Genomic DNA, 24,232 nt, shown 5'->3' with positions numbered 1-24,232 from the left:
TGGACCTGCTGGGGTGGGCGGGTGGCCGTCGTGGTGCTCCGGGGGGAGCATCACGACGGCACCTGCCGTTCACTTCAGATCAGAAGACCGGAACGCCCTCGCGGACCAGCCGCCAGTTCGGCACCGAGAAGTCCGCCGGGTTGATCTCACCCTTGGCCTGCGCCCAGTCGATCAGCAGCTGCCTGATCTCCTGCTGCGCGTTGTAGACCTGGGTCTTCACGATGCCCGGGAAGTTGCCGCCGCCGCTGCGCCGGTAGTTGTTCACGGCCACCACGAACTGCGCGTCCGCCGCCACCGCCGCGCCCGCGATCTCCAGGCGGGTGATCCGGTCGCCGACCGGCCGGCTGACGTCGATGTCGTAGTCGACGCCCGAGAACACGTCGTAGTTGTAGTCGGGCACCTTCGGGTCGTTGAGCGTCGCCGGGTCCGGCGTCGCGCCGACCGGCAGCGTCACGAAGTACTTCGCCGAGTACTCCAGGTACGCCCGCACCTCGGCGCCGGTCAGCACGACCGCCTCGAGGGTGTTGTCGTAGATGTAGAGCCCGGCCACGTCCTTGATCTTGACGTCGCCCTTCGGGAACACCGCGGTGCGGCTGAACGGCGCCGCGATCGACAGCACCGGCAGAGCCGCGTACGCGGTGCCGGCCAGGGCCGCCGTCACCGTGTCGGTCTGCACCTTGTTGATGTAGTCCAGGATCGGCGTGTCCTTGTAGCGCGACTCCGCCGCGGACAGCTCCTCGGTCGACGTGGCGACGACCTGGTTCACGTAGGCGACCGTCTTGGCGTGCTGCGCGCGTACCGCCGCGAGCACCTTCGGGTCCTCGGCCACCGTGTTGGTGTTCAGCAGGTCCGACTTCTTCTCGGTGATGGTCCACCGGCCGCGGTCGCGGGTCAGGGTGAAGTCCATCCGGACGAGCCGCTGGCCCCACCGCGACGGCTCGGCGAGCAGCACCTGCGCGCCGGTCGCGGCGTTGGTCACGAAGCGCTGCGGAACGCTGGCGTGCGCGTGCCCGAACAGGATCGCGTCGATGCCCGGCACCTGCTCGGCGATCAGCGCGCTCGGGTTCTCGTTGGGCAGCTCCGGGCCGTAGCTGGAGGTGCCGCTGTCGCCGCCGTGCGCGGAGATCAGCACGAGGTCGGCGCCGCGGGCCCGCATGATCGGCACCCACTTCGCGGCGGTCGCGACCATGTCGTCGAAGCGCAGCCTGCCCTCGACGTTGGCCTTGTCCCAGATGGCCACGCCCGGGTTGGTGAGGCCCAGGATCCCGACCCGCAGCGTCGGCGCGCGGTGCCCGAGCGAGACCTTCTTGATCACGTACGGCGTGAAGGCCGGCCGGCCGGTGCGGACGTCGACGGCGTTGGCCGCCAGCGCCGGGAAGCCGAGCTGGCGGATCCAGAGGTTGAGCAGCGGCAGTCCGTAGTTGAACTCGTGGTTGCCCAGGGTGACGGCGTCGTAGTGCAGCACGTTCATCGCCCGGGCCATCGGGTGCCGCTCGCCGGTCGTGGTGATGGGCTCCTGCTTGGCGTAGTACGTGGCCAGCGGCGTGCCCTGGATCGTGTCGCCGGCGTCGAGCACGAGCGTCGCCTTGCCCCGCCGCTCGTCCCGGATCTGGTTCACCAGCCCGGCGAGCTTGGCCACGCCGACGTCGTTGTGCGCGCTGTCGTCGTACTCCAGGTCCTTGTAGTAGTCCCAGTTGTAGACGTTGCCGTGCGTGTCGGAGGTGCCGAGCACGGTGAGGTCGTAAGTCTTCGGGGCGGGCTGACCATGGCCGTGCGCCGGCGCGGCCTCGGCGGTTTCGCCGAGAACGAGGGGTATGGCGGCTCCGGCAGCGGCGGCGGCAAGCACGCCGCGCCGCGAAACGCCTGCGGGAAGGGTCATCGGGAACCTTTCGAAGGGAGGTAGCGGGGCGCCTCGTGGGCGCCCAAGAGGCACCATAACCGCCGATGCATCGGCAGGCGAGGTCAACCGGCAGACGTCGATGGCCTCGCCCGGCGGCGCGAAATACCACCGGGAGCGGGCATCTCGTAGGATCGCCGCCATGCCTGCGCAGCCGGATCTGCCGCTGCGTCCCATGACTCTCGGCGAGACCCTGGACGCGGCGATCTCGCTCCTGCGTGCTCGGGCCGTCCCGCTGCTCGCCGCCGCCGCCGTGCTAGCCGTGCTCGAGCAGGTCCTGATGGTCTCCCTGCGTACCGCGGTGTTCGCCACCCCGCCCTACTACGGGCCGGCCCGCGGCCACTTCGGCGCGTGGTGGGCCGCCACCGCCGCCGGGTTCGCCACCGAGGCCTTCATCCTCACGCTGCTCGGCGCGCTCGCCGCGGCCGCCGCCGGGCCCGCGCTGATCGGCCGCTCGGTCCGGCACCGCGAGCTCTGGCCGCGGACCCGGCCCGTCGCGACCGTCTGCACGGCGGTGCTGCTCGGCGTCCCCGGCGGGGCCGGGTTCCTGTTCGGCGCCGTGCCGTGGCTGATCCTGTTCGGGTTGTTCGGCTTCGCCACCGCGGTGCTGGTCATCGACCGGTCCGCCAATCCGTTCACCGCGCTCGGGCGCTCCGCCGGGCTCGCCGCCCGGGGCGGCCTTCGCGGCTTCTGGACGTTGCTGGCCGCCTATGTCACCTGGTTCGCCGTCCGGCTCGCGCTGGGCAGCGGATGGGTGACGCTGTTGTCGCTGATCAGCGGCGGCGACCCGGCCTGGCTCAGCTGGGTCACCCCGGCGTCCTGGGCGATCGCCAACACGGTGGCCTACGCCGCGCTCGCCTGCGTCGCCGCCGTGGTGTCGCTCGAGACGCGGATCCGCACCGAGGGGCTCGACATCGCCATCGGGCGGGCGCGGGCGCGGGGCGAGGACGACTCCGCTCCCCTGGTGTACACGAGATGACCCGGGCCTGGGACGAGTTCGCGGCCGCGGTCTTCGACGTCGTGCCGCCGCAGACCCTGCTGCTGCTCATGCTGCTGCTGGCCGGGCTGACCGGCGCGCTCTGGTACTGGTTCCCCGCGTGGGTGCCGCGCCGGTGGCCGCGCTGGCGGATGCCCCGGTTCCGGCTGCCGCGGCTGCGGCTGCCGCGCTTTCGGCGTACCGGAAAACCGAAGGCCGCCGAGGCGGAGCCGGAGCCGGCCTTCGCGCCGACCGTGGTGCTCGCCGACGGCACCCTGCTGGCCGACCGGCTCGCCGCCGAGGGCCGCTACGCCGAGGCCATCCGGCAGCGGCTGCGTGACATCGTCGGCGACCTGACCGCCGCGGGCGTCGTCGCGCCGCTGCCCGGCACGACCGCCGCCGAGGTCGCGGCCGCGGCGGCCGCGCACCGCCCGGCGGTGGCCGGTTCGCTGGGCGGCGCGACCGACCTCTTCTCGGAGATCTGGTACGGCGACCGCACCGCCCTGCCCGCACACGACGAGCGCATGCGCTCCCTCACCGGGGACGTGCGCCTGCGGATGCGCGAGGGCACACCGTGAGGCCCCGCCGCCGGCTGCGGTTCGCGCTGCCGTTCGCCGTCGTCGCCGGCCTGGTGACGATCACCGCGATCGCGCACGTCGTGCAGCAGCCGGACCCGACCGACGCGTCCTACCTCTCGCCGACCAGCGACGCGGGTGACGGCGCGCGCCTGCTGGCCGACCGCCTGACCGCCGGCGGCGTACAGGTGGACGTGCGGACCACGAGCACCGACGCGCTGGCCGCCGCCGCCTCGGGCGGCCCCGCGACGATCCTGGTGACGACGCCGGAGCTGGTCAATCCGGTCTACCTCGGCCGGCTGGCGTCGCTGCCGCCGCAGCTGCGGGTGATCTTCGTGGCGCCCGAGGCGCAGCAGGTGCGGACCGCGGGCTTCGACATCGCGGTGGGCGGGCCCCGCTGGACGGCCGCGGCGCCGCAGCCCGGCTGCTCGGCGGGCTTCGCCGGCGCGGCCGGGCCGGCCGCCGCGCTGCGCCGCAGCTACGACCCGCGCGGCTACGACGCGGTGCGGTGCTACCGGGACGGCCTCGTCGAGTTGAGTACCGCCCGCGCCGCGATCACGTTGATCGGCGCCGCCGACCCGTTCCGCAACGACCGCGCCGGGGAGCACGGCAACCAGGCCCTCGCCGTCGGCCTGCTGGCGCGCGACCCCCGGGTGATCTGGCTCGACCTGCACGAACGGGAGCCCGACCCGGTCACCGACCTCTTCCCGCAGGAGGAGCCGGAACCGGGCACCGATCCGGCGGGCGAGCCCGGCAGCGGTACCGGCGACGAGCCCGGCGGCGGGCAGCCGGGCGATCCGGCCGACGATCCGGAGAGCGGCGGGAACGGCGACCGCAACGGCGAGCCGGACGGCGGGCAGAGCGACCAGGCGCAGGGCGGCGGCAACCCGGTCACCGACAGTCCTCTGGCCAGGGCCTTCCCGCCCGCGGTCTGGGCCACCCTGGCGCTGCTCGCGCTGGCCGCGCTCGCCCTGGCCGCCGCCTCGGCGCGGCGACTGGGCGCGCCGGTCGCCGAGCCCCTGCCGGTCCGGGTCCGGGCCGCCGAGACGGTACGCGGCCTCGGCGGGCTGTACCGGCGGGCCGGCGCGCGCGGCAACTCGCTCGCGACGCTGCAAGCGGCCGCCTGTCGCCGGCTCACCGAGCACTTCGGAATGCCGCCCGACGCCGGCGTGGACGAGGTGGCCGAGCGCGTCGCCCCCGTCATCGGCCGGCCGGTCACCGAGGTGCGGCACATGCTCGGCGGCGGCGTCGAGGACAGCGACGAGGAACTGGCCCGCGCCGCGACGACCGTGCAGAACCTGGTCCGCTACGTGACCGGGCGGCAGAACTGGCGACAGGGACCTGACGAGGGGATAGTGACGTGACGTCTTCCGTACCGGTGGAGGCCATCGCGGCCCGCGATGCGCTGCAGCGCCTGCGGAACGAGGTCGCCAAGGCGGTCATCGGCCAGGACGCCGTGGTCGGCGGCGTGGTCATCGCACTGCTCTGCGGCGGCCACGTGCTGCTCGAGGGCGTGCCCGGCGTGGCGAAGACGCTGCTGGTCCGCGCACTGGCCGCCGCGCTGGACCTGGACACCAAGCGCGTGCAGTTCACCCCGGACCTGATGCCCGGCGACGTGACCGGCTCGCTGGTCTACGACGCGCGCAGCGCCGCGTTCAACTTCCGGCCCGGCCCGATCTTCACGAACCTGCTGCTCGCGGACGAGATCAACCGGACCCCGCCGAAGACGCAGGCGGCGCTGCTCGAGGCCATGGAGGAGCGCACGGTCAGCACCGACGGCGAGACCCGCCGGCTGCCCGAGCCGTTCATCGTGGTCGCCACCCAGAACCCGATCGAGTACGAGGGCACGTACCCGCTGCCGGAGGCGCAGCTCGACCGGTTCCTGCTCAAGCTCGCCGTGCCGCTGCCGCAGCGCGACGAGGAGCTGGGCGTGCTGCGGGCGCACCACAACGGCTTCGACCCGCGCGACCTCAAGGCCGCCGGCGTCGGACCGGTCGCCACCGCCGCCGACCTGGCCGCAGGCCGGGCCGCCGCCCGCGGGGTCGCCGTCGCCGAGCCGGTGCTGGAGTACGTGGTGGACCTGTGCCGGGCCACCCGGACCTCCCCCGCGCTGGAGCTGGGCGCGTCGCCGCGCGGCACCACGGCCCTGCTGGCCGTCGCGAAGGCCCGGGCCTGGCTCAGCGGGCGCGACTACGTGCTGCCCGACGACGTCAAGGCGTTCGCCGTCCCGACGCTGCGGCACCGGGTCCGGCTGCGCGCCGAGGCCGAACTGGACGGCGTCTCGACCGACTCGGTGCTGCGGACCGTGCTGGGCGCCGTGCCCGCACCCCGCTGAGCGCGTGGTCACCAGGCGCTTCGCGCTGCTGCTGGCGCTCGGCGTACCGCTGCCGGCGCTGGTCGGGTCGCCGTGGCTCGCCACGCTCGCCGTCGCCGGGCTCGCCGCCGCCGCGGCCGTGCTGGACCTGCTGATCGCGGCCCCGCTGACCGGGGTGACGCTGCGCCGCGAGGCCGAGGCGACGGTGTGGCTGGGCGAGACGACCGCGGCGACGCTGACCGTCGGCAACGCCGGCGACCGGCGGATGCGGCTGCGGCTGCGCGACCGCTGGGTGCCCTCGGCGGGCGCCGGCAACGCCGAACACCGGCTCGACCTGCCGCCCGGCGAACAGCGCGAGGTGGTCACCACGCTGACGCCGACCCGGCACGGCGACCGGCCGGCCGTGCGGGTGACGCTGCGCTCGTGCGGTCCGCTCGGCCTCGCGTACCGGCAGCGGCGGCAGCGGTGGAACGACGCCGTCACCCCGGAGTCGACGCTGCGGGTGCTGCCGCGCTTCCCGTCCCGGCGGCTGCTGCCGGAGAAGCTGGCCCGGCTGCGCATCTTCGACGGCGCCGTGGTGACCCGCGGGCGGGGTCAGGGCACCGAGTTCGACGTGCTGCGCGAGTACGTGATCGGCGACGACGTCCGCTCGATCGACTGGCGGGCCAGCGCCCGTACCCATGACGTGGTGGTCCGGACCTGGCGCCCGGAGCGCGACCGCCGGGTGGTCTGCGTGCTGGACACCGGCCGGACCTCGGCGGCGCGGATCGGCGACGAACCCCGGCTCGACGCCGCGATCGACGCGGCGCTGCTGCTGGCGGTGCTCGCCTCCAAGGCCGACGACCGGGTCGACCTGCTGGCGGTCGACACCGTCGTGCGGGCCAAGGTGGAGGGTGGCGGGCACCGCACCAAGCTCCCCCGGCTGATCGGCTCGATGGCGGCCCTGGAGCCGGCGCTGGTGGAGACCGACTTCGGCCTGGCCGTGGCCGACCTGCTGCGCCGCGACCACAAGCGCTCGCTGGTGGTGATCTTCTCGGCGCTGGACGCCGCGCCGATCGTCGAGGGCCTGCTGCCGATGCTGACCCGCCTGACCACCCGCCACCGGATCGTCCTGGCCAGCGTCCGCGACCCGGAGACCGCGCAGCTGGCCCAGCTGCCGGAGGTGGACGCCACCGCCGAGGCCGTGCACGTCGCCGCGGCCGCCGAGCTGGCGCTGGCCGAGCGCGGCCGGGTGCGCGCCCTGCTGGAGCAGCAGGGCGTGATCGTGGTGGACGAGCTTCGCGACGGCTTCGCCTCGAAGGTCGCCGACGTATACCTGATGCTCAAGGCGGCCGGACGGCTGTAGCCGCGGCCCGCGTGGTGAGATGTGGCATGGCTGACGAACCGCGGACCTCAGAGCGGCGCAAGGCGGACGTGCTGGAGAAGCTGAGCGCGCGGGTCGCCGACACGTGGGTGGCCACCTCCGACGGCGACGGTCCGTACCTGGTGCCGCTCACGATGGCCTGGTTCGACGACCGGATCGTGCTCGCCACGGCGCGGGACTCGCCGACCGCCCGCAACCTCGTCGCGCGGGGCGATGCCCGGCTTGCGCTGGGGCACACCCGCGACGTGGTGATGATCGATGCCTCGCTGGAGCGCACGATCCCGGTCGCCGACGCCGGCGCGGTGGGCGATGCCTACGCGGCGCAGAGCGACTGGGATCCGCGTACGGCGGGCGACTCCTACGTCTTCCTCGTTCTGGTGCCGGCCCGGGTACAGGCCTGGCGCGAAGTGAACGAGATCCCCGGCCGCACCCTGATGCGCGACGGCGCCTGGCTGGCCTGATCGCGGCTCACGGGCGGCGCCGGGCGATCAGCTCCGGCAGGTCGGCCACCGAGTCGATGACGTGCGCGGCCCGTGCCAGGGCGTCGTTGTCGCGCTGGTCGGTGTACTTGCCGGTGCGCACCTGGACGCTGATCGCGCCTCCCGCGTTCGCCATCTCGATGTCGGTGCTGCGGTCGTCGCCCACCACCCACGGCCGCGCCGACTCCGTGGCGAGCCGCAGGAAGTCCTGGCTGGGCTTGCCCAGCACGCGCGCCGGCCGCTCGGCGGCGTACTCGACGGCGGCGACGACCGCGCCCGTGTCCACATGGTCCCCGTCCGCCGCGCGGTAGTAGCGGCCGCGCTGCAGGGCCATCAGCTCGGCGCCGGCCCGCACCGCCCGGAAGGCGGCGTCCAGGTACGGGTAGGACAGCGTCTGCCGGCAGTCGCCGATGACGACGTGGCTGGCCGTCGGCGCCTCGTCGGGGCTCACCAGCCGCCCGTGACGGGCCAGCTCGTTCCGCACTGGTTCGTCGGCGAGGACGAGAACCCGGCAGCCGGGCGCCGACGCCAGCACCCGCTGCGCCGCGGTGACCGGCGTGAACAGCTCCCCCGACGCGACGGGGATGCCCAGCCGCTGTATCCGGTGCAGCAGCGTCGCCTCGGGCTGCGAGTCGGTGTTGGTGAACACCCGCACCACGTGGCCGGCGCGCCGGAGTTCCGCCATCGCCCGCGCCGCGCCCGGTATCGGATCCCCGTGCTCGTGGAGCGTGCCGTCCAGGTCGAGCAGGACCGTCTGCGATTCCACGGCTGCACCTTATCTCCGGGCGACCACCGGCATATTTGCCGAATGCCCCATCGAAGGCTTGTTATGCCACATAAGTTACTAATATGCAGGTATTTGTCCGAGTTCCGGCCGCCGCGCTGTCGTTGATCCTGGCCACCGGCGCGACGCCGGCCGCCGCCGCGCCGGCGCCGTTGCGCTGGGAGCACGTCGGCTACGACGCCGAGAACAGCTACTTCAACCCGCACGAGAACGTGATCACCGCGGCGACGGTCGGGCGGCTCGCCAAGAAGTGGTCGGTGCCGCTGCGCAAGGGTGACAGCTGCGCCGGATTCGGCGCGCCGGTGATCGCCGGCGGGCGCATCTTCGTCGGCGATCAGGCCGGGATCTCGGCGTACTCGGCGGCGACCGGCGCCAAGAAGTGGAGCTTCGACTGGGACGAGTTCGGGGAGGGCAATCCCCCGCGGATGGCGATCGTCGGCGGCCTGCTCGTCGCCGGATACAACGACTGCTACTCGATGAGCGACCCGAACTCCCAGGTGATCGCGCTCGACGTGGCGACCGGGAAGCGACGCTGGGCCGGCGCCTCCCCGCTGGTCGGCGGCCTGGTGATGGACAAGGGCGTGATCCTGGCCTCGGACACCGACATCTACGGCGACACGCAGACCGTGGCCTACCGGGTACGCGACGGCAAGCAGCTGTGGAGGGTGGAGAACCGCCGCGCCGCCGGTGTCTCCGCCGACGGCACCGTCCCGGCATTCACCACCGACGACGAGGGCGTGCGGGCCGGCGAGACGGTGGCCTTCGACATCACCAGCGGTGCCGTGCGCTGGACCAGGAAGGGCTACCTGTCCGCCGACGCCGCGAGCCCGGCCGGCGACACGTTCTACGGCGCCGACGCCAAGGACAAGCTGGCGGCCGTCAGCGTCAAGGACGGCTCCCCTCGCTGGACTGCGCCGCCGCCCGGGCAGTCCTACGCGCCGATCGCGACGGACGGCGCCCGGGTGTACCGCTCGTCCGACCAGACCGTCACGGCGTTCAACGCCCGTACGGGTAAGCGGGTCTGGAGCCGGAAACTGGCGAGCTTCGCCGGTCAGCCGCTGGTGGCCGGTGGCCTGGTCTACGCCGGCGACGTCGCCCTGGACGCCGAGCGCGGCAAGGTGATCGACGACGTGCCGGCGTTCGAGGGCGACGTCGCCGTGACAGGCGGCATGCTCTACCAGGCCAACGAGGGGCTGCTCACCGCGTACGCGATTCGCTGACGCCCGGTTAACGTCACCGGGTGGCTTCCTCGTCCGCGCGGGTCAGCGCCGAGCGTCCCTTCTACAGCCTGCACGCCGACGCTTACGACGCGCTGATCACCGACCCGGTCGAGCCGTGGACCGACGCGGTGCATGACCGGCTCGTGCGGGCCGGCCGGCACCGGGCCGCGGTGCTGGACGCCGGATGCGGCACCGGCAGGCACGCCGCGGCCCTCATCGGCAGAGGCCATCGGGTCGATCTCGCGGACGCCTCCCGCGAGTTGCTGGCGCGGGCCGGCGCGCGCTGCCCAGACGCGCGTGCGCTGCTGGTCGACCTGTGCGCCATGGATCCCGGCGCCCGCTACGACGCCGTGACCTGCCGGGGCGTCCTCAACGACATGACCACCGACGACGAGCGCGACGCGGCGGTCAGATCGCTGACAGCCTGCCTGTTGCCGGGCGGGCTGCTCTTCCTGGACGTGAGGGAGGCGGAGGCCTCCAGGCTCCGGGCCGACGGCGGCGAGCGGCGCGTCGTCGCCGAGCTGGGCGACGCCGGCAAACTGAGGTTCTCCGCCCGCACCACCTGGCAGCGAGGGCTGCTCCAGGTGGAGGAACGGTATGAGCTCGTCGTGGACGGCCAGGCCACGACGTGCTCCACCTACGACTTCACCATGCGGCCGTGGTCCCGGGCCGAGCTGGCGTCCGCGCTGCGGCGAAACGGCATGCGGCACATCGACATCGCCGCCGGCGTCGGCCGCCGCACCCCGGACCGGTTGTTCGTGGTCGCCTCGTGACGCCGCGGCGTCAGCCCTTGCGCAGGGAGGTCACGACCGCGCGGGCCGTGTCGGCGCTCGACTGGGGGTTCTGGCCGGTGATCAGGTTGCCGTCACTGACGACCGTGTTGCTCCAGGCCGGGCCGGACTCGATCACCGCGCCCAGGTCGCGCAGCCGCGACTCCACCAGGTAGGGCGTGCGGTCGCCGAGTCCGCCCTGGCGCTCCTCGTCGTCGGTGAAGACGGTGAGCCGGCGCCCGGCGAACAGGAACCGCCCGTCCGCGCCGACGGCGCCCAGCAGCCCTGCCGGGCCGTGGCAGAGGGCCGCGACGGTCAGCCGGCGGGCGTCCGCCTCGGCGAGGATCCGCGCCAGGTCCGGGTCGGTGGCCAGGTCGGCCATCGGCCCGTGCCCGCCCGGCAGGTAGACCGCGTCGTAGTCGGCGGCCCGCGCCTGCGCGAGGACCAGCGGACGCTGCAGCTCCGCCGAGATCGAGTCGAGGTAGGCGCGCAGCTCGCGGGCGTCCTCGGCGGAGACGCCGCCGCGCTCGTCGAGGCTGATCGGGTCGACCGGCGCGGGGCGGCCGCCGGGCGTCGCGATCCGCACGTCCAGGCCGGCCTCGCGCAGGATCCGGTGCGACGCGGCGACCTCCTCGGCCCAGAAGCCGGTCGGGTGGCTGCCGCCGTCGGCCAGGGTGAGCGAGTCCGCCGCCGTGACGACCATGAGTACCGAGGACATCGGGTCTCCTTCGAAGCTTCGTGAATCGGGCGGGCCGGGTGCCCGGCCCTCATAGGGAAACTATCTCCGTACCCGCGAAGTGATATAAGAATCCTTATGACAGGCGGCGGACATGGACCTTGATCTGCTCGCGGTCTTCCTGGACATCTACCGCACCGGCTCGCTGTCCGCGGCCGCCGGCCTGCGCGGCGTCAGCCAGCCCGCGATCAGCGGCCAGCTGGCCCGCCTCGAGCGGGAGGTCGGCGCGCCCCTGTTCGTGCGCACGCACCGCGGCGCCACCCCGACCGAGCGCGCCGACGACCTCGCCCGCCGCGCCGGGCCGCACCTGGACGCGCTGCGCCGGTCGCTGGCCACCGGCGAACCGGCGCCCGAGCCGCTCGGCACGATCCGGATCGGCGGCCCGGCCGAGGGCATGACCGCCCGCATCCTGCCCGCGCTCGCCCCGCTGGTCGAGGGCGGGCTGCGGGTCCGGGCGAGCTTCGGACTCGCCGCCGACCTGCTGACCGCGCTCGCCCGCGGCGAGCTGGACCTGGTCGTCTCCGCGATCCGGCCGACGGCCCGCGGCCTGCTCGCGACGCCGCTCATCGACGAGGAGTTCGTGCTGCTCGGCCCGCCGTCGCTGGCCCGCACCGTCGACCCGGCGGCGCTGGCCACCGATCCGCTGCGGGCGCTCGCGCACCTGCCGCTCGTCGCGTACGCGGAGGATTTGCCGATCATCCGGCGCTACTGGCGTTCCGAGTTCGGCCGCCGGCCGCCCAACGAGGTGGTCCTGACCGCGCCGGACCTGCGGGCGGTCCTCGCCGCGGTGGTCGCCGGGGCCGGGGTGTCGGTCCTGCCGCGGTTTCTCGCCGAGGCGGCCCTGAGCACCGGGTCCGTGCTGGAGCTGCACCGCCCGGAGGTCGATCCGCTCAACACGATCTTCCTCGCGGTGGCCGCGGGCCGGCGGCACGACCCGACGATCGCCGCGGTCCACGGGCTCCTGCTGGACCGCGCCCGCCAGTGGGGTTCCCTTTAGACCCTTTTTCCCGTACGCGGAGCGGGGTAGACAACCGCAGCAACGACGTCCTCGACCCGCTCACGGTCCGAACCACGCCTACGCTGCGCGGTAATCCGGGCCGCGCACCGGTGGCGGTCCCGGCGGTCGGCAGCCTTCTGCCGCACTCACGCCGGTCGCGGTGGAGGGCGCGCTCAGGCCGTCGGTACCGGGGTCACGTCGTGTTCCGGGGCCAGGGCGCCGGTCTCGCCGGCCCGGTGTGCGGCGCCGCCGACGCCGAGCGCGTAGACCATGAACGCCAGCCACACCGCGGCGCCGATTCCGATCCGCACGGCGTCGGGCAGGCCGGACGGCGTCACGTACGCCTCCAGCAGCCCGGAGACGCCGAGCATCCCGACCAGGCCGAGCGCGACCAGCATCGCGGCGCGCGCCCGTTCGGCGAGGGCCTGGCCCCGGGTGCGGTGCGGGCCGGGTGCGATCCAGGCCCAGCCGATGCGCAGGCCCACCCCGGCGGCCACGAAGATCGACGTCAGCTCGAGCAGACCGTGCGGCAGGATCATGGTGAAGAACGTCCCGCCGTGCCCGGCGTAGATCATCACGCCGCCGGTCATGCCGATGGCGAAGAGGTTCTGGCCGAGGATGTACAGCACCGGCAGGATCAGCACGCCCGAGGCGAGGCACTGCGCGGCGATCAGCGCGTTGTGCGACCAGACGCTGGCCGCGAAGTTCTGCGCCTGGAACTCGCTGTAGTAGCCGACGAAGTCCTCCTCGGCGTACCTCCGCAGCGCCTCGCCGCTGGCGAAGCTGCCGACGATGTCCGGGTTGGTGGAGAAATACCACATCAGCGCCCAGCCGGCGAGCACGTTGACCACCATGACGCTGAGCCACCAGTACCGGGCGATGTAGAGCTGTGCGGGGAAGGACGAGGTGAAGAACCGCGCCACCGGCCGCCAGGAGAAGCGCCGGCCGCCGGTCACCGCCGAGCGGCCCGCGATGACCAGCTGCGACAGCAGGGCGAGCAGGACCGGGTCGGGCGAGTGGCTGCGCACCACCGAGAGGTGGGTGGCCGCGCGCTGGTACAGCAGGACCAGTTCGTCCGCCTCGTCCGGCGAGAGGCGCCGGCGGCGGGCGAGCGCCTCGAGCCTGTTCCACTCACCGCGGCGCTCGGCGACGTACGCGTCCAGGTCCACCGGCGCAGCGTAGCCAACGCCCATCGGGTTAACTACCCGCATGACTGTGGCGGCGACGACCACCGGGCGGCGCGACGATCCGCTCGTCAACGGCGAGGCCGTCGAGGTCGACGTGCGGCCGGCCCGGGTCGGCTCGCGCGGGCTCGCGCTGATCCTGGACATCGCGCTGCAGGGCCTGCTCGTGGTGCTGATGATCACCCTGTGCGGGATCGTGGCGGCGATGCTGCCGGACCGGGTCGCCGACGGGGCGTTCATGGACGCCGCCGTCACGATCTCGATCATCGTCGTGCTCATCGCCTATCCGACCGTCGTGGAGACGCTCACCAACGGCCGCAGCCCCGGCAAGCGGGCGATGGGGCTGCGGGTGGTCCGGGTGGACGGCGGCCCGATCCGGCTGCGGCACGCGCTGACCCGGGCCCTGGTCGGCGCCGCCGTGGAGTGGCCCGGCCTGCTGTTCCCGCCGCTGACCTGGGCGGTGGCGCTGACCACGATGCTCGTCTCGCCGCAGGGCCGGCGCCTCGGCGACCAGGCGGCGGGCACATTCGTCATCCACGAGCGCTCGCCCGCGCCGTGGGGCTGGGTGCCGGCCATGCCGCCGCAGCTCGCCGGCTGGGCGTCCGGGCTGGACCTGAGCGGGCTCGACGACGAACTGGCGCTCGCCGCCCGGCACTACCTGGCCCGGGCCGCGGCGATCCGCCGGCCGCACAACGAGCGGTTCGCCTACCGGCTGGCCCAGGAGGTCGCGGAGAAGATCGCCCAGCAGCCGCCGCCCGGCACGCCGCACTGGATGTTCCTCAGCGCCGTGCTCGCCGAGCGCCGCCGCCGGGCCGGCGCCCGGGTGCACGCGACCCGGGCGCTGACCCAGCGGATCTGGCCCGGCTTCGGCCGGCTCGCCTGGGCGCAGCCGGCCGTCACCGACCCGTCCTGGGACCCGGCGGGCAGCAACCGGCCGCTGCTCGGCGTCGTCCTGGAGCAGGGCCGGCCGGACCCCTCCCCTACATCCGCTCCGGCGTGGAGATCCCCAGTAGATCCAGGCCCTGGCGCAGGGTCCGGGCCGTGAGCGCGCAGAGGGCGAGGCGGCTCTCCCGTACGCCCGCGGGCGCGCTCAGCACGGGACAGCTCTCGTAGAAGGCGCTGAACGACTGCGCCACGCCGTACAGGTGGCCGGCGAGCCGGTGGAACTCCAGCGACCGGGCCGCCTGCTCGACCACCGGCGCGAAGCCGAGCAGTTCCAGGGCGAGGGCCCGCTCGGCGCCCGCACCGAGCCGGATCCGACCCTCGGACCCGCCCGCCTTGCGCAGGATCGCCTGGATCCGGGCGTACGCGTACTGCTGGTACGGCCCGGTGTTGCCGGTCAGCGCCAGCATCCGGTCCCAGTCGAAGACGTAGTCGGACATCCGGTCGCCGGACAGGTCCGCGTACTTGATCGCGCCGACGCCCACGGCCCGGGCCACCTCCGGCTCGGGCGCGAGCGCCGAGGCGCGGGCGATCGCCTCGTCCACGACGGCGGCCAGCCGGACGGACTCGCCGGACCGGCTGCGGAACATCCTGCCGTCGGTGCCGAGGATCGAGCCGAAGCCGGCGTGCTCGGCCGTCACGCCGTCGGGCAGCCAGCCGGCGGCCGCCGCCACCGCGAACACCATCTCGAAGTGTGTCCGCTGCGGCGCGCCGACGAAGTAGAGCAGCCGGGTCGCGCCGAGCTCCCGTACCCGGTACCGCAGCGCGGCGAGGTCCGTGGCCGCGTACCCGAAACCGCCGTCGCTCTTGCGCACGATCAGCGGGAGCGGATCGCCGGTCCGGCCGGTGCGGCCGGCCGGGAACGCGCAGAGCGCGCCCTCGCTCTCGACCAGCAGCCCCTTGGCGGTCAGCTCGGCAACGACGGACTCCAGCCGGTCGTTGTAGAAGCTCTCGCCGACGAAGTGTTCCGGGCCGAGCGTGACGTCCATCCGGTCGTAGGCGAGCAGCAGGTAGCGCTGCGACGCGCCGACCAGGTGCCGCCACTGCCGCAGCGTCGGTTCGTCGCCGGCCTGCAGCGCCACCACCCGAAGCCGGGCCCGGGTCCGGAACCCCTCGTCGGTGTCGAACTTCAGGCGCGCGGCCTGGTAGAAGGCCGTGAGATCGCCGATCCCGGCCGGGTCGCCGGTGCCGAGATGCTCGATGAGCAGGCCGAACGCAGTGCCCCAGTCGCCGAGGTGGTTGGCCCGCACGACGTCGTGACCCAGCCATTCGAGCAGCCGCGCGGCCGCGTCGCCGATGACGGTCGAGCGCAGGTGCCCGATGGTCAGCTCCTTGGCGATGTTCGGCGAGGAGTAGTCGACGACGATCCGCTCCGGGCGCGCGACCGGCGGCACGCCGAGCCGCGGGTCGGCGGCGACCTCGTCCGCGGCGGCGGCGATCACCTCGTCGTCCAGCCGCAGGTTGAGGAAGCCGGGGCCGGAGACCTCGGCCGTCGCGACGCCGGCCAGGTCGGCCTTCGCGAGCACCTCGGCCGCGAGTTCGCGGGGTGCGGTGCCCAGCCGCCGGGCCAGCGGCAGGGCCGCGCCGGACTGGTAGTCGGCGTGCCGCGAGCGGCGCACCGCCGGGTCGACGGTCGCGCCCGCGACCTGGGAGAACGCGGCGCCGAGCCGGGACGCGAGCAGGGCTTCGAGATTCATTGACAATCCAATCGACGGTACGCGGCAAGGCGGGTCGATCGGTGCCCGTGCGGTCAGTGCGGGTTGCGGCGCCGGCGGGATCGACCCACCGGCTGGGAACGTGCTAGCTCAACCGGAGGGAGGTCATCCGGCGTCGCTCGCTGCTGGCACTGTGCATGTCGCCGATGATAGCGGGACGGCCCGCGCGGCGTCGTGGAGAATCGGCCGGGTGAGTGGGTGGGCGGCAGACGACCCGGGCGTCGTCACGTTCCCGTCGGGCCGGCGGGTGCGCGGGCGTGGCCTGCGGCGGCCGTCGCCGGCCGGGCCCGACCCCGAGTTCGGTGTCTACCTGCTCGGCTCGGCGCCGCCGCCGGTGGCCTGGGAGAGCCGGTGGCTGCGCTGGCCCGACTTCCGGCTGCCGGCCGACCGGGTGCGGACGGCCGAGGTCCTGCGCGAGGCATGGCGGCGGGCCGCGACCGAGCGGGTCGAGCTGGCCTGCGCCGGCGGCCGGGGGCGCACCGGCACCGCGCTGGCGTGCCTGGCCGTGCTGGACGGCGTCGCGCCGCGGGAGGCCGTCGCGTGGGTGCGCCTGCACTACCACCCGGGTGCCGTCGAGACGCCGTGGCAGCGGCGTTTCGTCCGTCGGTCCATTTCGGACCTGCCAGGTTTGCTGTGACCTGATTCACTGACGTGGCCGGTATCGGTTCGGGGAACGGGGACTCCGCGGATGACCAGCACCACGGACAGGACGCGCCCGGCGACGGTCACCGCCGCCGCCGCGCTGATGATGATCACCGCGCTCGGCTATCTGATCACCGGGTTCGCGCTCTTCGGGCAGGTCGGCCGGACCCGGGCGTGGGTTCGCGAGGAATTCCGGGAGTTCGGCGACGACGAGTTCATGCCGACCATGGCCGGGTCGTCCGTCGTGGTCTTCGCGGTGATGACCATTGTCGTGGCGCTGCTCCTGCTGGGCGCCGCGGTCGCGGTGCGCTCCGGCAGCCAGGCCGGCCGGATCGTCGCCTGGGCCGTCATGGGGCTGGTCCTGTTCTGCGGCGCCAGCGCGATCACGCGGGGCGGGACGCCGGAGTTCGGGGGCAACATGGCGTTCTGGACGTCACGCACGGACGGGAGGGTCACGCGGACGACCTCGGTCGGCTCGCTGCCGGACTCCTACCCGGCGGCGTTCCGGATCGGGAGCGGGATCTTCGCGGGCCTGGCGATGATCGCGCTGATCGTCGCGATCGTGCTGCTCACCCGGCCCTCGGCCGGCCGCTGGTTCCGGCCGCAGCCGCAGCCTGCTACGGGGCCGGCGGGCTACCACCCGGCCGCCCCGACCCGGCGGCAGGACATGTTCGGCGGCCCGCCGCCCGGACCCTTCGCGCCCGCGCAGTTCGTGGCCCCGCCGCTGGTCTCCCGCCCGACCGGGCCGCCGTGGAGCCGCCCGGTCGACGGGTCCGCGCCGCGCCCCCGCTCCGAGGTAGACGCCGATCTGGTGATCCTCGCCCGGCGGTACCAGCGCGGCGAGATGACCGACGCCGAGTACGCGGCGGCCCAGGCCCGGCTGACCGGCGCCTGACCGGCGCCCGGGCAGAGGTGGCAGAAAGGGCGACGGGCGGGATTACCGGCGTTTAGGGTGGAAACGCTCCGCCGGACCCTCGAGGGGAAGACGATGATCACGATCTCCCGCACGTTCACCGTCGCCGCCCCGGTGCAGGCGGTGCTCGCGTACCTGATGGACTTCGGCAACACCAATGCCTGGGACTCGGCCACCCGGCAGACCCGCCGCACCGACAATGGGCCGCTCGCCGTCGGCGCGAGCTGGCACAACACCTCGAAGATCCTCGGCGTGACGAGTGAGCTCACCTACACCCTGCAGGTCGTCGAGGGCGACCGGCTGGTCTTCGCCGGCCACAGCGAGGGCGCGACCTCGACCGACACGATCACCGCCCGCCCGGTCGCCGACGGCAGCGAGGTCACCTACCGCGTCGACGTCGAGATGCACGGCCTCGCCAAGCTGGCCACGCCGGTCATACGGGCGGAGTTCGAGAAGCTCGGCGACGAGACCGCGGCCGGCCTCACGGACGCGCTGAACCGGCTGACCTCGCCCGCCTGACGGCATCGTCCCCGGACCGTCAGGCCCGGGTGGCCAGCACCTCGACGTACCCGGACGGGATCTTCGCGGTGCCGTCCGTCGCGACGTTGTGGCGGGTGGCCAGGTCGACCAGGTCCGCGTAGAGCAGCCCGCCCTGCTCGTCGTCGAGCGCCTCGAACGCCTTCAGCGTCGGCCCGTAGTTGGCGCGGAAGTAGTCGGCGAAGCCCTCAGGGGATGCGAACCGGAACACGAACTCGCGGCGGTTCACCCGCAGGTCCGTCACCTGCTCGCCGAACAGCTCCCGCAGCCGCGGCGCGCTGCCCCACTCCGACGGCGCCCGCACGCCGGGCGGCGGCGGCACCCGGCGCCCCACCGTGCGGAACACCTCGCCGATGAATCCGTCGGGTACCCAGTTCGCCAGGGCGATGGTGCCGCCGGACCGGACCACCCGGGCCAGCTCGGCGGCGGCCCGGTCCTGGTCGGGGGCGAACATGACGCCGAACACCGAGAGGGCCGCGTCCCAGGCGCCGTCGCGGCCGGGCAGCGCCTCGGCGTCGCCCACCTCGAAGGTGACCGGAAGGTGCTCGGCCGCGGCCCGGGCCCGGCCGCGCTCCAGCAGCGCCGGCACGTAGTCCACGCCCGTCACCGAGCAGAGGCAGCGGGCCGCGGCGATCGCCGCGTTGCCGGTACCGGTGGCAACGTCGATCACGCGCGACCCGGCGGAGAGGTCCGCGGCCTGCACCAGGTTCTCCGAGACCGGCTGGATGAGCGCGGCCACCGCGCCGTAGTCGCCGCTTGCCCAGGTCTTCTGCTGACGTGCCTTGATGTCGCCCAGCGCCGGTGAACTCGTCATACGCTGACGCTACGAGCCACCGGCCGGGTACGGGGTGCGGATCAGTCCAAAGAGACCTTAAAGCTGGAAGCTGTCGACCAGGCCGCGAAGCTCGCCGCTGGTTCGGGCCAGGCCTTCGGCCGACTCCCGGGCCTGGCGCACCGCGATGGTCGTCTCGCCCATCGCCGCGGAGACGCCGGCGATGTTCGACGCGATGTTCTCGCTGCTCGCCGCCGCCTCGCCGACGCTGCGGCCCATCTCGCTGGTCGTGGCCGTCTGCTCCTCCACCGCCGCCGCGATCAGCGTCTGGAAGTCGCTGATCCGGCCGACCACCGAGCTGATCTGCCCGATCGCCTCGGTCGCGTTGCTGGAGTCGGCCTGGATCGCCTGCACCAGGCGGGCGATGTCCTCGGTCGCCTTCGCGGTCTCCTGCGCCAGGTCCTTCACCTCGCCCGCGACCACCGCGAAACCCTTGCCCATCTCGCCGGCCCGGGCCGCCTCGATCGTCGCGTTCAGCGCCAGCAGGTTGGTCTGCTCCGCGATCGAGGTGATCATCTTGACCACGTCGCCGATCTGCGCCGAGGACTCGCCGAGCTTGCCGACGGTCGTGTTGGTCTGCGTGGCGACCTCCACCGCCTCGGTCGCGACCGAGGCGGCCGCGCCCGCGTTGCGGGCGATCTCGTCGATGGCGGAGCTCATCTCCTGGCTGCCCGCGGCCATCGTGCGTACGTTGCCGGAGACGCTGTCGGCGGCCTGCGCCACCGCGGCGGCCTGGCTGTCGACGTGCGCGCTGGACTCGGCGACCCGCGCCGACACCGCCGACAGGTCGTCGGACGCCGTCGCGATCGTGCCGGCGTGCCCGGCGATGGCGGTGACGGTCTCGCCGAGCGACTCGGCCGTCCGGTCCACGGCGTCGCCGAGCTGGCCGAGCTCGTCCCTGCGCGAGAGGCCCGCGCGGGCGGTCAGGTCGCGCCGGGCCAGGCGGTCGAGCGCGCCGACGACCACCGCGAGCGGCCGGACCACCGACCGGGTGACCCCGATGCCCATGAAGCACGCGAGGATCACGGCCAGCAGCAGCGTGCCGCCGAGCACCTTGAGGCTGGTGGCGCGGACCTCGGCCGCGTCGGCGCGCAGCTGCTCGGACCGGGCCTCGACCGACTTGTCGAGCGCCTCCGTGACGTCCAGGACCTTGCCGTACGACTCGGCGGCCGGCCCGCCGTTCATGGTGGTCATCGCCTTGGCCCGGCTGGCCGGCGTGTCCGCCGCCAGCCATTTCATGATCGTGTCGTCCCACTTGAAGAAGTCGTCCCACGCGGGCTTGAGCTCGGCGTAGGTGGCCCGCTCGGCGTCGGTCATGTCCTCGGTGTGCGCGGCGGCGACGCTGTCGTAGATGTTCTTCTTCGACTCGACCTTGCCCTGCTGGTTGAAGCCGTCCGGCCCGGTCGCCGCCGCGTATCCGAACGCGCCGACGTCCGCGACCACCAGCCCCTGCCAGCCGGACACGTCCGCCGCCAGGTACTTGGCCGTCCGGACGTCCTCGCGCACCTGCTCGAGCGCCGCCAGGCGGCTCTGCGCCTCGCTCTGCTGCTGCAACCCCCACCAGCCGACCGCCGCCGAGACGACGATGAGTGAGGTGAGCAGGAGGTACGAGATGCCGAGCCGCTTGCCGACGCTGATGTCCTTGACGCGCACGAGGTTCTCCTCTGACGGCGGCATCGGGTATACCGCTTGTCTTACCTTTCGGCCGGAGATCGCGGCGACTAAGGGACTATTTCGAATTGCCTCTCTGGCGCGCCACCTCGTACAGGGCGACGGAACCGGCCGACGCCGCGTTCAGCGAGCTCGCGGCCCCCGTGATGGGAATCCGGACCGTCTCGTCGCAGGCGTCGCGCCAGGCGGCGCTCAGTCCGTGCGTCTCGTTTCCGATCGCGAGCACGGTCGGCCCGGTGAGATCATGCTCGGCGATCCCGATCGGGCCGCGCTCGTCGGTGCCCACGATCTGCGCGGGTACGCCGTCCGAACGCAGGACTTTCACCCAGTCGAGTACCTCGACGTGGCTCGGCACCCGTACCACCGGGAGGGCGAAGAGCGAGCCGGTGCTGGCGCGGACCGCCTTCGGGTCGTACGGGTCGGCGGCGTGCCCGGTGACGATGACCCCGGCCGCGCCGAACGCGTCCGCCGAGCGCACCAGGGTGCCGACGTTGCCCGGCGTGGTCGGCCGGTCGAAGACCACGACCAGCATGGCCGGGCCGGCCGCGATGCGGGCGAGGTCATCGCCCGGCATCGCGACCACGGCCAGCAGCTCCGGCGCCTCGTCGTCCTTTCCGCCCAGCTCACGCATCAGTTCGCCGGCGACCACCGCCTGCGGCGCGCCCGCGATGTCGACGATGTCTCGCCCCCACCGGGACAGGCCCGGACCGTCCGAGACGAGCATCGCGCGGACCTCCCAGCCGCGCTCGACGGCCAGGGAGATCGGGCGTACGCCCTGCACCAGGAACTCGCCGGCGCGCTGCCTCTTGTTCCGGTTGGTGAGCAACGCCTGCCACTGCTGGAAGGTCGCGTTACGCGTGCTGATCCGTATCGTTCTGGCCACGGCGAACAGTCTGGTGCATCTCGCGCCCTCACATCGCGGGCGGGTGGCCGCCTTCACCGAGCAGCGGCTCCTCGGCCTGCTCCGGCACGGCCTGCTCGCGCAGATGCCGGTTGTTGCGCGGTTCCTGGCGGGTCTTCGCGTCGTTGAGCCGGCGGCGCAGGTCGTCGCGGACGTCGTTCAGCGCCGCGTGCAGATCCTCCTCCTGCGAGGTCGTCACGACCTTCGGCCGGCCGGCGATCCAGCACTCCAACGTGACCTTCTGCCCGCGGACCTCGCGGTCCTTCACCGAGACCTCGAGTTCGGTCGTGTCGGCGTGGAAGCCGGCCAGCCGGGCGTCCAGCGTCGCGAACTGCTCGGCGATCCAGTTGCGGTCGCCCTGTGAGAACCCGGCACCCACCCGCAGGCAGTCCTCGACAGTGGCCGGGTTCGCTACCGCGCTCATCGCCGCACCTCCCGCTCGACGGAGACGGTCCGGGCATTGCACGCAGTTACGGTCACCATGGTCGCTGACCCTTCGCTCGGGAATGTTCTTGAAGACCGACTACCCACGGAGAAGGGCCGACGAAACGGACTTCAGTTCCCGAATCGGGAAGAGATCGAGTCAGACTCCCGGGCGGCGGTCGCGGCGGATCGCGTGCACCTTGCCGGCCGGGTCCTCGGTGGTCGCCACGCGCAGGCCGCTGAGGTAGCCGTCGGTCTCGCGCTGCTCGCCGTACTCGGTGGTCAGCTCGGCGATGCGCTCCTCGAGCATCCGCAGCTCGCGGTCGCGGTCGGCGGCGAGCTGGGACCGGAGCTCGGTGAACAACTCGTCGATCCGCTCGACGGACCCTCCCGGCCGGTCCTGCAGCTGCCGGATCCGCCGCAGGATCTGGTCGCGCGAGAACACCACCACGACCGAGAGCCAGGACAGCACGAACAGCCCGGTGACGACCGGGAACGTGGCCAGCGGGCGCAGGCTGGGCGGGGGCGGCGGCATGCCGTTGGGGCCGGGCGGCGGGTGCGAGGGCGGCAGCCCGACCACGATCGTGACGATGAGGGCGCCGGTGGCGGCCGTGGCCATGACCAGCGAGACCAGCAGCAGCCTGCTCATGTGGATGGAGAGTCCGCCCATGGTGGACCCTTGATCGCCGCGGGCCCGCTCAGTCATGGTCCGAGACTACGGAAGTTTCGGTGTGGACGCGACGTCGATCATGCTGATCTCCGCCGCCGCAACACTTTCCGGTACGGCTCGAACAGCCGGTCGAGCACCGTCTCCAGCGCGGCCCGGTCCTCGGCGGGTATCGGCGAGTCCTCGCCGAGGATCCGCCCGAGCTCGCGGACCAGCGGATGGGCGGCGGGCGCGGCCGGCGACGGCCCGCCCAGCCGATCGGGGTACGCCGCCATGACGATCTCGGGGATGGTCCGGCCCAGCACCGGCGCGATGCGCTCGATCGACCGGATGGTGGGCCGCTGCTCCTCGCTGAGCCAGCGCAGCACGACGGACGGATCGGTGCCGACCGCGCGCGCGAAGTGGGTCGGCGTCGGGAATCCGGCCGCCTGAATCGCTTCCTTCAGGTAGCCACCGAAGCCGATCAGCGGCCGAGAAGGGGTCATCGGCCCAGGATAGGCGCTCCCCCGCGTCGGGGCGATTGGTTGAAACTCCACCTGCTGCTACCGTCGTTGGCTAGATAACCAATGACTCGGGGCTGGAGCGAGAGGTCGTGGGCGGCGTGATGCGGACGACGGTCCTGGTGAGCATCCTGATGATCTGCATCGGCGCGGCCATGTTCCTTCGTTACCGGCCACGATGGACCCGGTTCGCCGCGAGCGGACCCGACGACCTGGGCGGCGCCCCGGCGCCGACGGTCGCCCCGGCGCCCGGCCCGCCGCCGGCACCACCGGCGGCGCGGGCCGAACCGATGCACGCACCGGCCGCCCGGACCGCCGAGATCATCGAAACGCCGGCGGAGCGGCCGGCACCGCCGGCGCTGCGGCGCGCCCGCGGCAACGACGGCTTCGGCCGGTTCGCCTCACCCGCCGACCGGACCCGCGCCGGCCGGCTCTGACACCCTGCCCAGGTCCCGGCGCCGGGCCGGATCTCCGTCCGGCGCGGCGGCGCGCACGCCGCGCAGGAGCAGGTAACCGATCATCCAGAACTCGCCGACGGACGCGGGCAGCGCGAGAAGGTCGACGGCGAGGTCCGCCCGCGGGGCGAGGTACGCGACGAACGGGCTCAGCATGTAGCCGACGCCGCCGCCGACGAGGATCCAGCCGAGCGCCCGGGGCATCCATCCCGAGCGGAGCACGCACCAGCCCATCGGAATGAGCCACAGCCCGAAGAACAGGCCCCCGACGATCCACAGGTTGCCGCTGACCAGGTACAGGAGCTGGACGTTCGCGGCGGCGTCGCCGACCGGCTGCAGCGCGATCTCGGTCGCGGTGGCCAGCAGGGCCGCACTGATCAGGATCGCGACGGCGTTGACGAGGCCGAAGGCGGCGATGCCGCCGGCGGCGACGGAGTCGACGGCGCGGAACAGGCGGAAGAACCAGACGGCGGCCAGCGCCTGGGTCAGCACGATCAGCAGCTCGAGGGCGATGCCCGCGCGCGCGAGCCCCTCGTGCTCGACCAGGTGGGCCAGGGTCGAGCCGGCGTCGCCGGCCGCGAACAGCCGCGGCCGGATGAGCAGGAAGCCCAGCCCGCCGGCGATGGCGAGGCCGAGATAGAGCAGGCCCGTCTGGCGGGCGAGGCGGACAAGCGGCGACATCTGGAACTCCTCTATCGGCAACCTTACGTTGTAAGGGAACCATACGTTGTAAGGTACG

At 73.4% G+C, this 24,232-nt stretch carries 26 protein-coding genes; 14 read left to right on the top strand and 12 right to left on the bottom strand.

Annotated features, from left to right (window positions below; all coding sequences use genetic code 11):
* Positions 1–79: 79 nt before the first annotated feature.
* A complete protein-coding gene (locus tag ACIBSW_RS13630) occupies positions 80–1,879 on the bottom strand; it encodes a 5'-nucleotidase C-terminal domain-containing protein (protein ID WP_354719234.1) in 1,800 nt (599 codons plus the stop codon).
* Between the two features lie 160 nt (positions 1,880–2,039).
* On the opposite strand from ACIBSW_RS13630, the gene ACIBSW_RS13625 reads away from it, so the two are divergent.
* From ACIBSW_RS13625 to ACIBSW_RS13600, 6 genes are read left to right on the top strand one after another with little or no spacing between them, the layout of a single operon-like run.
* Positions 2,040–2,876, top strand: coding sequence for a hypothetical protein (locus ACIBSW_RS13625; RefSeq protein ID WP_354719232.1), 837 nt, complete (start codon positions 2,040–2,042; stop codon positions 2,874–2,876).
* Entirely contained in the window at positions 2,873–3,451 is a 579-nt protein-coding gene (locus ACIBSW_RS13620) for a DUF4129 domain-containing protein (protein WP_354719230.1), read from the top strand. Before ACIBSW_RS13625 ends, ACIBSW_RS13620 begins: the two co-directional genes overlap by 4 nt.
* Positions 3,448–4,812: a DUF4350 domain-containing protein gene (locus tag ACIBSW_RS13615; protein ID WP_354719228.1), complete on the top strand. Its 1,365-nt coding sequence runs from the start codon at positions 3,448–3,450 to the stop codon at positions 4,810–4,812. The genes ACIBSW_RS13620 and ACIBSW_RS13615 overlap by 4 nt, the downstream gene beginning before the upstream one ends.
* The gene (locus ACIBSW_RS13610) at positions 4,809–5,783 is read left to right on the top strand and encodes a MoxR family ATPase (RefSeq protein WP_354719226.1); all 975 of its coding nucleotides are present in this window, start codon (positions 4,809–4,811) and stop codon (positions 5,781–5,783) included. Before ACIBSW_RS13615 ends, ACIBSW_RS13610 begins: the two co-directional genes overlap by 4 nt.
* 4 nt (positions 5,784–5,787) lie before the next feature.
* Entirely contained in the window at positions 5,788–7,107 is a 1,320-nt protein-coding gene (locus ACIBSW_RS13605; protein WP_354719224.1) for a DUF58 domain-containing protein, read from the top strand.
* A gap of 26 nt (positions 7,108–7,133) precedes the next feature.
* Positions 7,134–7,586 carry a pyridoxamine 5'-phosphate oxidase family protein gene (locus ACIBSW_RS13600; protein WP_354719222.1) on the top strand — a complete coding sequence of 151 codons (453 nt, stop codon included), beginning with the start codon at positions 7,134–7,136 and terminating at the stop codon, positions 7,584–7,586.
* 7 nt (positions 7,587–7,593) lie between these two features.
* Here the strand turns inward: ACIBSW_RS13600 and ACIBSW_RS13595 are convergent, their stop codons facing one another.
* Complete coding sequence (locus ACIBSW_RS13595; RefSeq protein ID WP_354719220.1) at positions 7,594–8,370, bottom strand: HAD hydrolase-like protein; 777 nt, start codon at positions 8,368–8,370, stop codon at positions 7,594–7,596.
* A gap of 83 nt (positions 8,371–8,453) precedes the next feature.
* Between ACIBSW_RS13595 and ACIBSW_RS13590 the strand changes: the two genes are divergently transcribed.
* Both ACIBSW_RS13590 and ACIBSW_RS13585 read left to right on the top strand, forming a co-directional pair.
* Positions 8,454–9,608, top strand: a complete 1,155-nt coding sequence (locus tag ACIBSW_RS13590) for a PQQ-binding-like beta-propeller repeat protein (protein WP_354719218.1) — start codon at positions 8,454–8,456, stop codon at positions 9,606–9,608.
* Between the two features lie 20 nt (positions 9,609–9,628).
* Positions 9,629–10,381 carry a class I SAM-dependent methyltransferase gene (locus tag ACIBSW_RS13585; protein WP_354719216.1) on the top strand — a complete coding sequence of 251 codons (753 nt, stop codon included), beginning with the start codon at positions 9,629–9,631 and terminating at the stop codon, positions 10,379–10,381.
* A 10-nt stretch (positions 10,382–10,391) separates the two neighbouring features.
* Here ACIBSW_RS13585 and ACIBSW_RS13580 read toward each other — a convergent pair whose 3' ends face one another.
* Positions 10,392–11,096, bottom strand: coding sequence for a type 1 glutamine amidotransferase domain-containing protein (locus tag ACIBSW_RS13580; protein WP_354719215.1), 705 nt, complete (start codon positions 11,094–11,096; stop codon positions 10,392–10,394).
* 112 nt (positions 11,097–11,208) lie between these two features.
* Here ACIBSW_RS13580 and ACIBSW_RS13575 point away from each other — a divergent pair, with 112 nt between their 5' ends.
* Positions 11,209–12,111 carry a LysR family transcriptional regulator gene (locus ACIBSW_RS13575; protein WP_354719213.1) on the top strand — a complete coding sequence of 301 codons (903 nt, stop codon included), beginning with the start codon at positions 11,209–11,211 and terminating at the stop codon, positions 12,109–12,111.
* A 173-nt stretch (positions 12,112–12,284) separates the two neighbouring features.
* Here ACIBSW_RS13575 and ACIBSW_RS13570 read toward each other — a convergent pair whose 3' ends face one another.
* A complete protein-coding gene (locus tag ACIBSW_RS13570) occupies positions 12,285–13,280 on the bottom strand; it encodes a stage II sporulation protein M (protein WP_354719211.1) in 996 nt (331 codons plus the stop codon).
* Positions 13,281–13,320: 40 nt separating this feature from the next.
* Here ACIBSW_RS13570 and ACIBSW_RS13565 point away from each other — a divergent pair, with 40 nt between their 5' ends.
* Entirely contained in the window at positions 13,321–14,340 is a 1,020-nt protein-coding gene (locus tag ACIBSW_RS13565; RefSeq protein ID WP_354719209.1) for an RDD family protein, read from the top strand.
* On the opposite strand, the gene argS is transcribed toward ACIBSW_RS13565, so the two are convergent.
* Positions 14,276–15,934 carry an arginine--tRNA ligase gene (gene argS, locus ACIBSW_RS13560; protein WP_354719207.1) on the bottom strand — a complete coding sequence of 553 codons (1,659 nt, stop codon included), beginning with the start codon at positions 15,932–15,934 and terminating at the stop codon, positions 14,276–14,278. The genes ACIBSW_RS13565 and argS overlap by 65 nt on opposite strands.
* A 208-nt stretch (positions 15,935–16,142) precedes the next feature.
* Between argS and ACIBSW_RS13555 the strand changes: the two genes are divergently transcribed.
* From ACIBSW_RS13555 to ACIBSW_RS13545, 3 genes are all read left to right on the top strand, one after another.
* A complete protein-coding gene (locus tag ACIBSW_RS13555; protein WP_404799325.1) occupies positions 16,143–16,589 on the top strand; it encodes a protein phosphatase in 447 nt (148 codons plus the stop codon).
* A 51-nt stretch (positions 16,590–16,640) separates the two neighbouring features.
* On the top strand, positions 16,641–17,489 hold the full coding sequence (locus ACIBSW_RS13550) for an SHOCT domain-containing protein (protein ID WP_354719205.1): 849 nt from the start codon (positions 16,641–16,643) through the stop codon (positions 17,487–17,489).
* Positions 17,490–17,582: 93 nt separating this feature from the next.
* Positions 17,583–18,026 (top strand): SRPBCC family protein, encoded by a 444-nt coding sequence (locus ACIBSW_RS13545; protein ID WP_354719204.1) that lies wholly within the window; start codon positions 17,583–17,585, stop codon positions 18,024–18,026.
* Positions 18,027–18,045: 19 nt separating this feature from the next.
* Here the strand turns inward: ACIBSW_RS13545 and ACIBSW_RS13540 are convergent, their stop codons facing one another.
* From ACIBSW_RS13540 to ACIBSW_RS13515, 6 genes are all read right to left on the bottom strand, one after another.
* Positions 18,046–18,858: a class I SAM-dependent methyltransferase gene (locus ACIBSW_RS13540; RefSeq protein WP_354719202.1), complete on the bottom strand. Its 813-nt coding sequence runs from the start codon at positions 18,856–18,858 to the stop codon at positions 18,046–18,048.
* 57 nt (positions 18,859–18,915) lie between these two features.
* On the bottom strand, positions 18,916–20,529 hold the full coding sequence (locus ACIBSW_RS13535) for a methyl-accepting chemotaxis protein (RefSeq protein ID WP_354719200.1): 1,614 nt from the start codon (positions 20,527–20,529) through the stop codon (positions 18,916–18,918).
* Positions 20,530–20,605: 76 nt separating this feature from the next.
* Complete coding sequence (locus tag ACIBSW_RS13530) at positions 20,606–21,430, bottom strand: TrmH family RNA methyltransferase (RefSeq protein ID WP_354719198.1); 825 nt, start codon at positions 21,428–21,430, stop codon at positions 20,606–20,608.
* 28 nt (positions 21,431–21,458) lie between these two features.
* Positions 21,459–21,872: an HPF/RaiA family ribosome-associated protein gene (locus ACIBSW_RS13525; protein WP_354719196.1), complete on the bottom strand. Its 414-nt coding sequence runs from the start codon at positions 21,870–21,872 to the stop codon at positions 21,459–21,461.
* Between the two features lie 159 nt (positions 21,873–22,031).
* Entirely contained in the window at positions 22,032–22,577 is a 546-nt protein-coding gene (locus ACIBSW_RS13520) for a hypothetical protein (RefSeq protein ID WP_354719194.1), read from the bottom strand.
* Positions 22,578–22,618: 41 nt separating this feature from the next.
* Complete coding sequence (locus ACIBSW_RS13515; protein WP_354719192.1) at positions 22,619–23,023, bottom strand: helix-turn-helix transcriptional regulator; 405 nt, start codon at positions 23,021–23,023, stop codon at positions 22,619–22,621.
* Between the two features lie 119 nt (positions 23,024–23,142).
* On the opposite strand from ACIBSW_RS13515, the gene ACIBSW_RS13510 reads away from it, so the two are divergent.
* A complete protein-coding gene (locus ACIBSW_RS13510) occupies positions 23,143–23,475 on the top strand; it encodes a hypothetical protein (RefSeq protein WP_354719190.1) in 333 nt (110 codons plus the stop codon).
* Here ACIBSW_RS13510 and ACIBSW_RS13505 read toward each other — a convergent pair.
* Entirely contained in the window at positions 23,440–24,174 is a 735-nt protein-coding gene (locus tag ACIBSW_RS13505; protein ID WP_354719188.1) for a DUF4386 domain-containing protein, read from the bottom strand. The two genes, ACIBSW_RS13510 and ACIBSW_RS13505, sit on opposite strands and share 36 nt — an antisense overlap.
* Between the last annotated feature and the right edge of the window lie 58 nt (positions 24,175–24,232).

The sequence above is a fragment of the Actinoplanes sp. NPDC049668 genome, from assembly GCF_044465445.1.
Lineage (GTDB): Bacteria > Actinomycetota > Actinomycetes > Mycobacteriales > Micromonosporaceae > Actinoplanes.
Note: the sequence above shows the minus strand (reverse complement) of the source record. Positions and strands in the feature narration are given on the sequence as shown.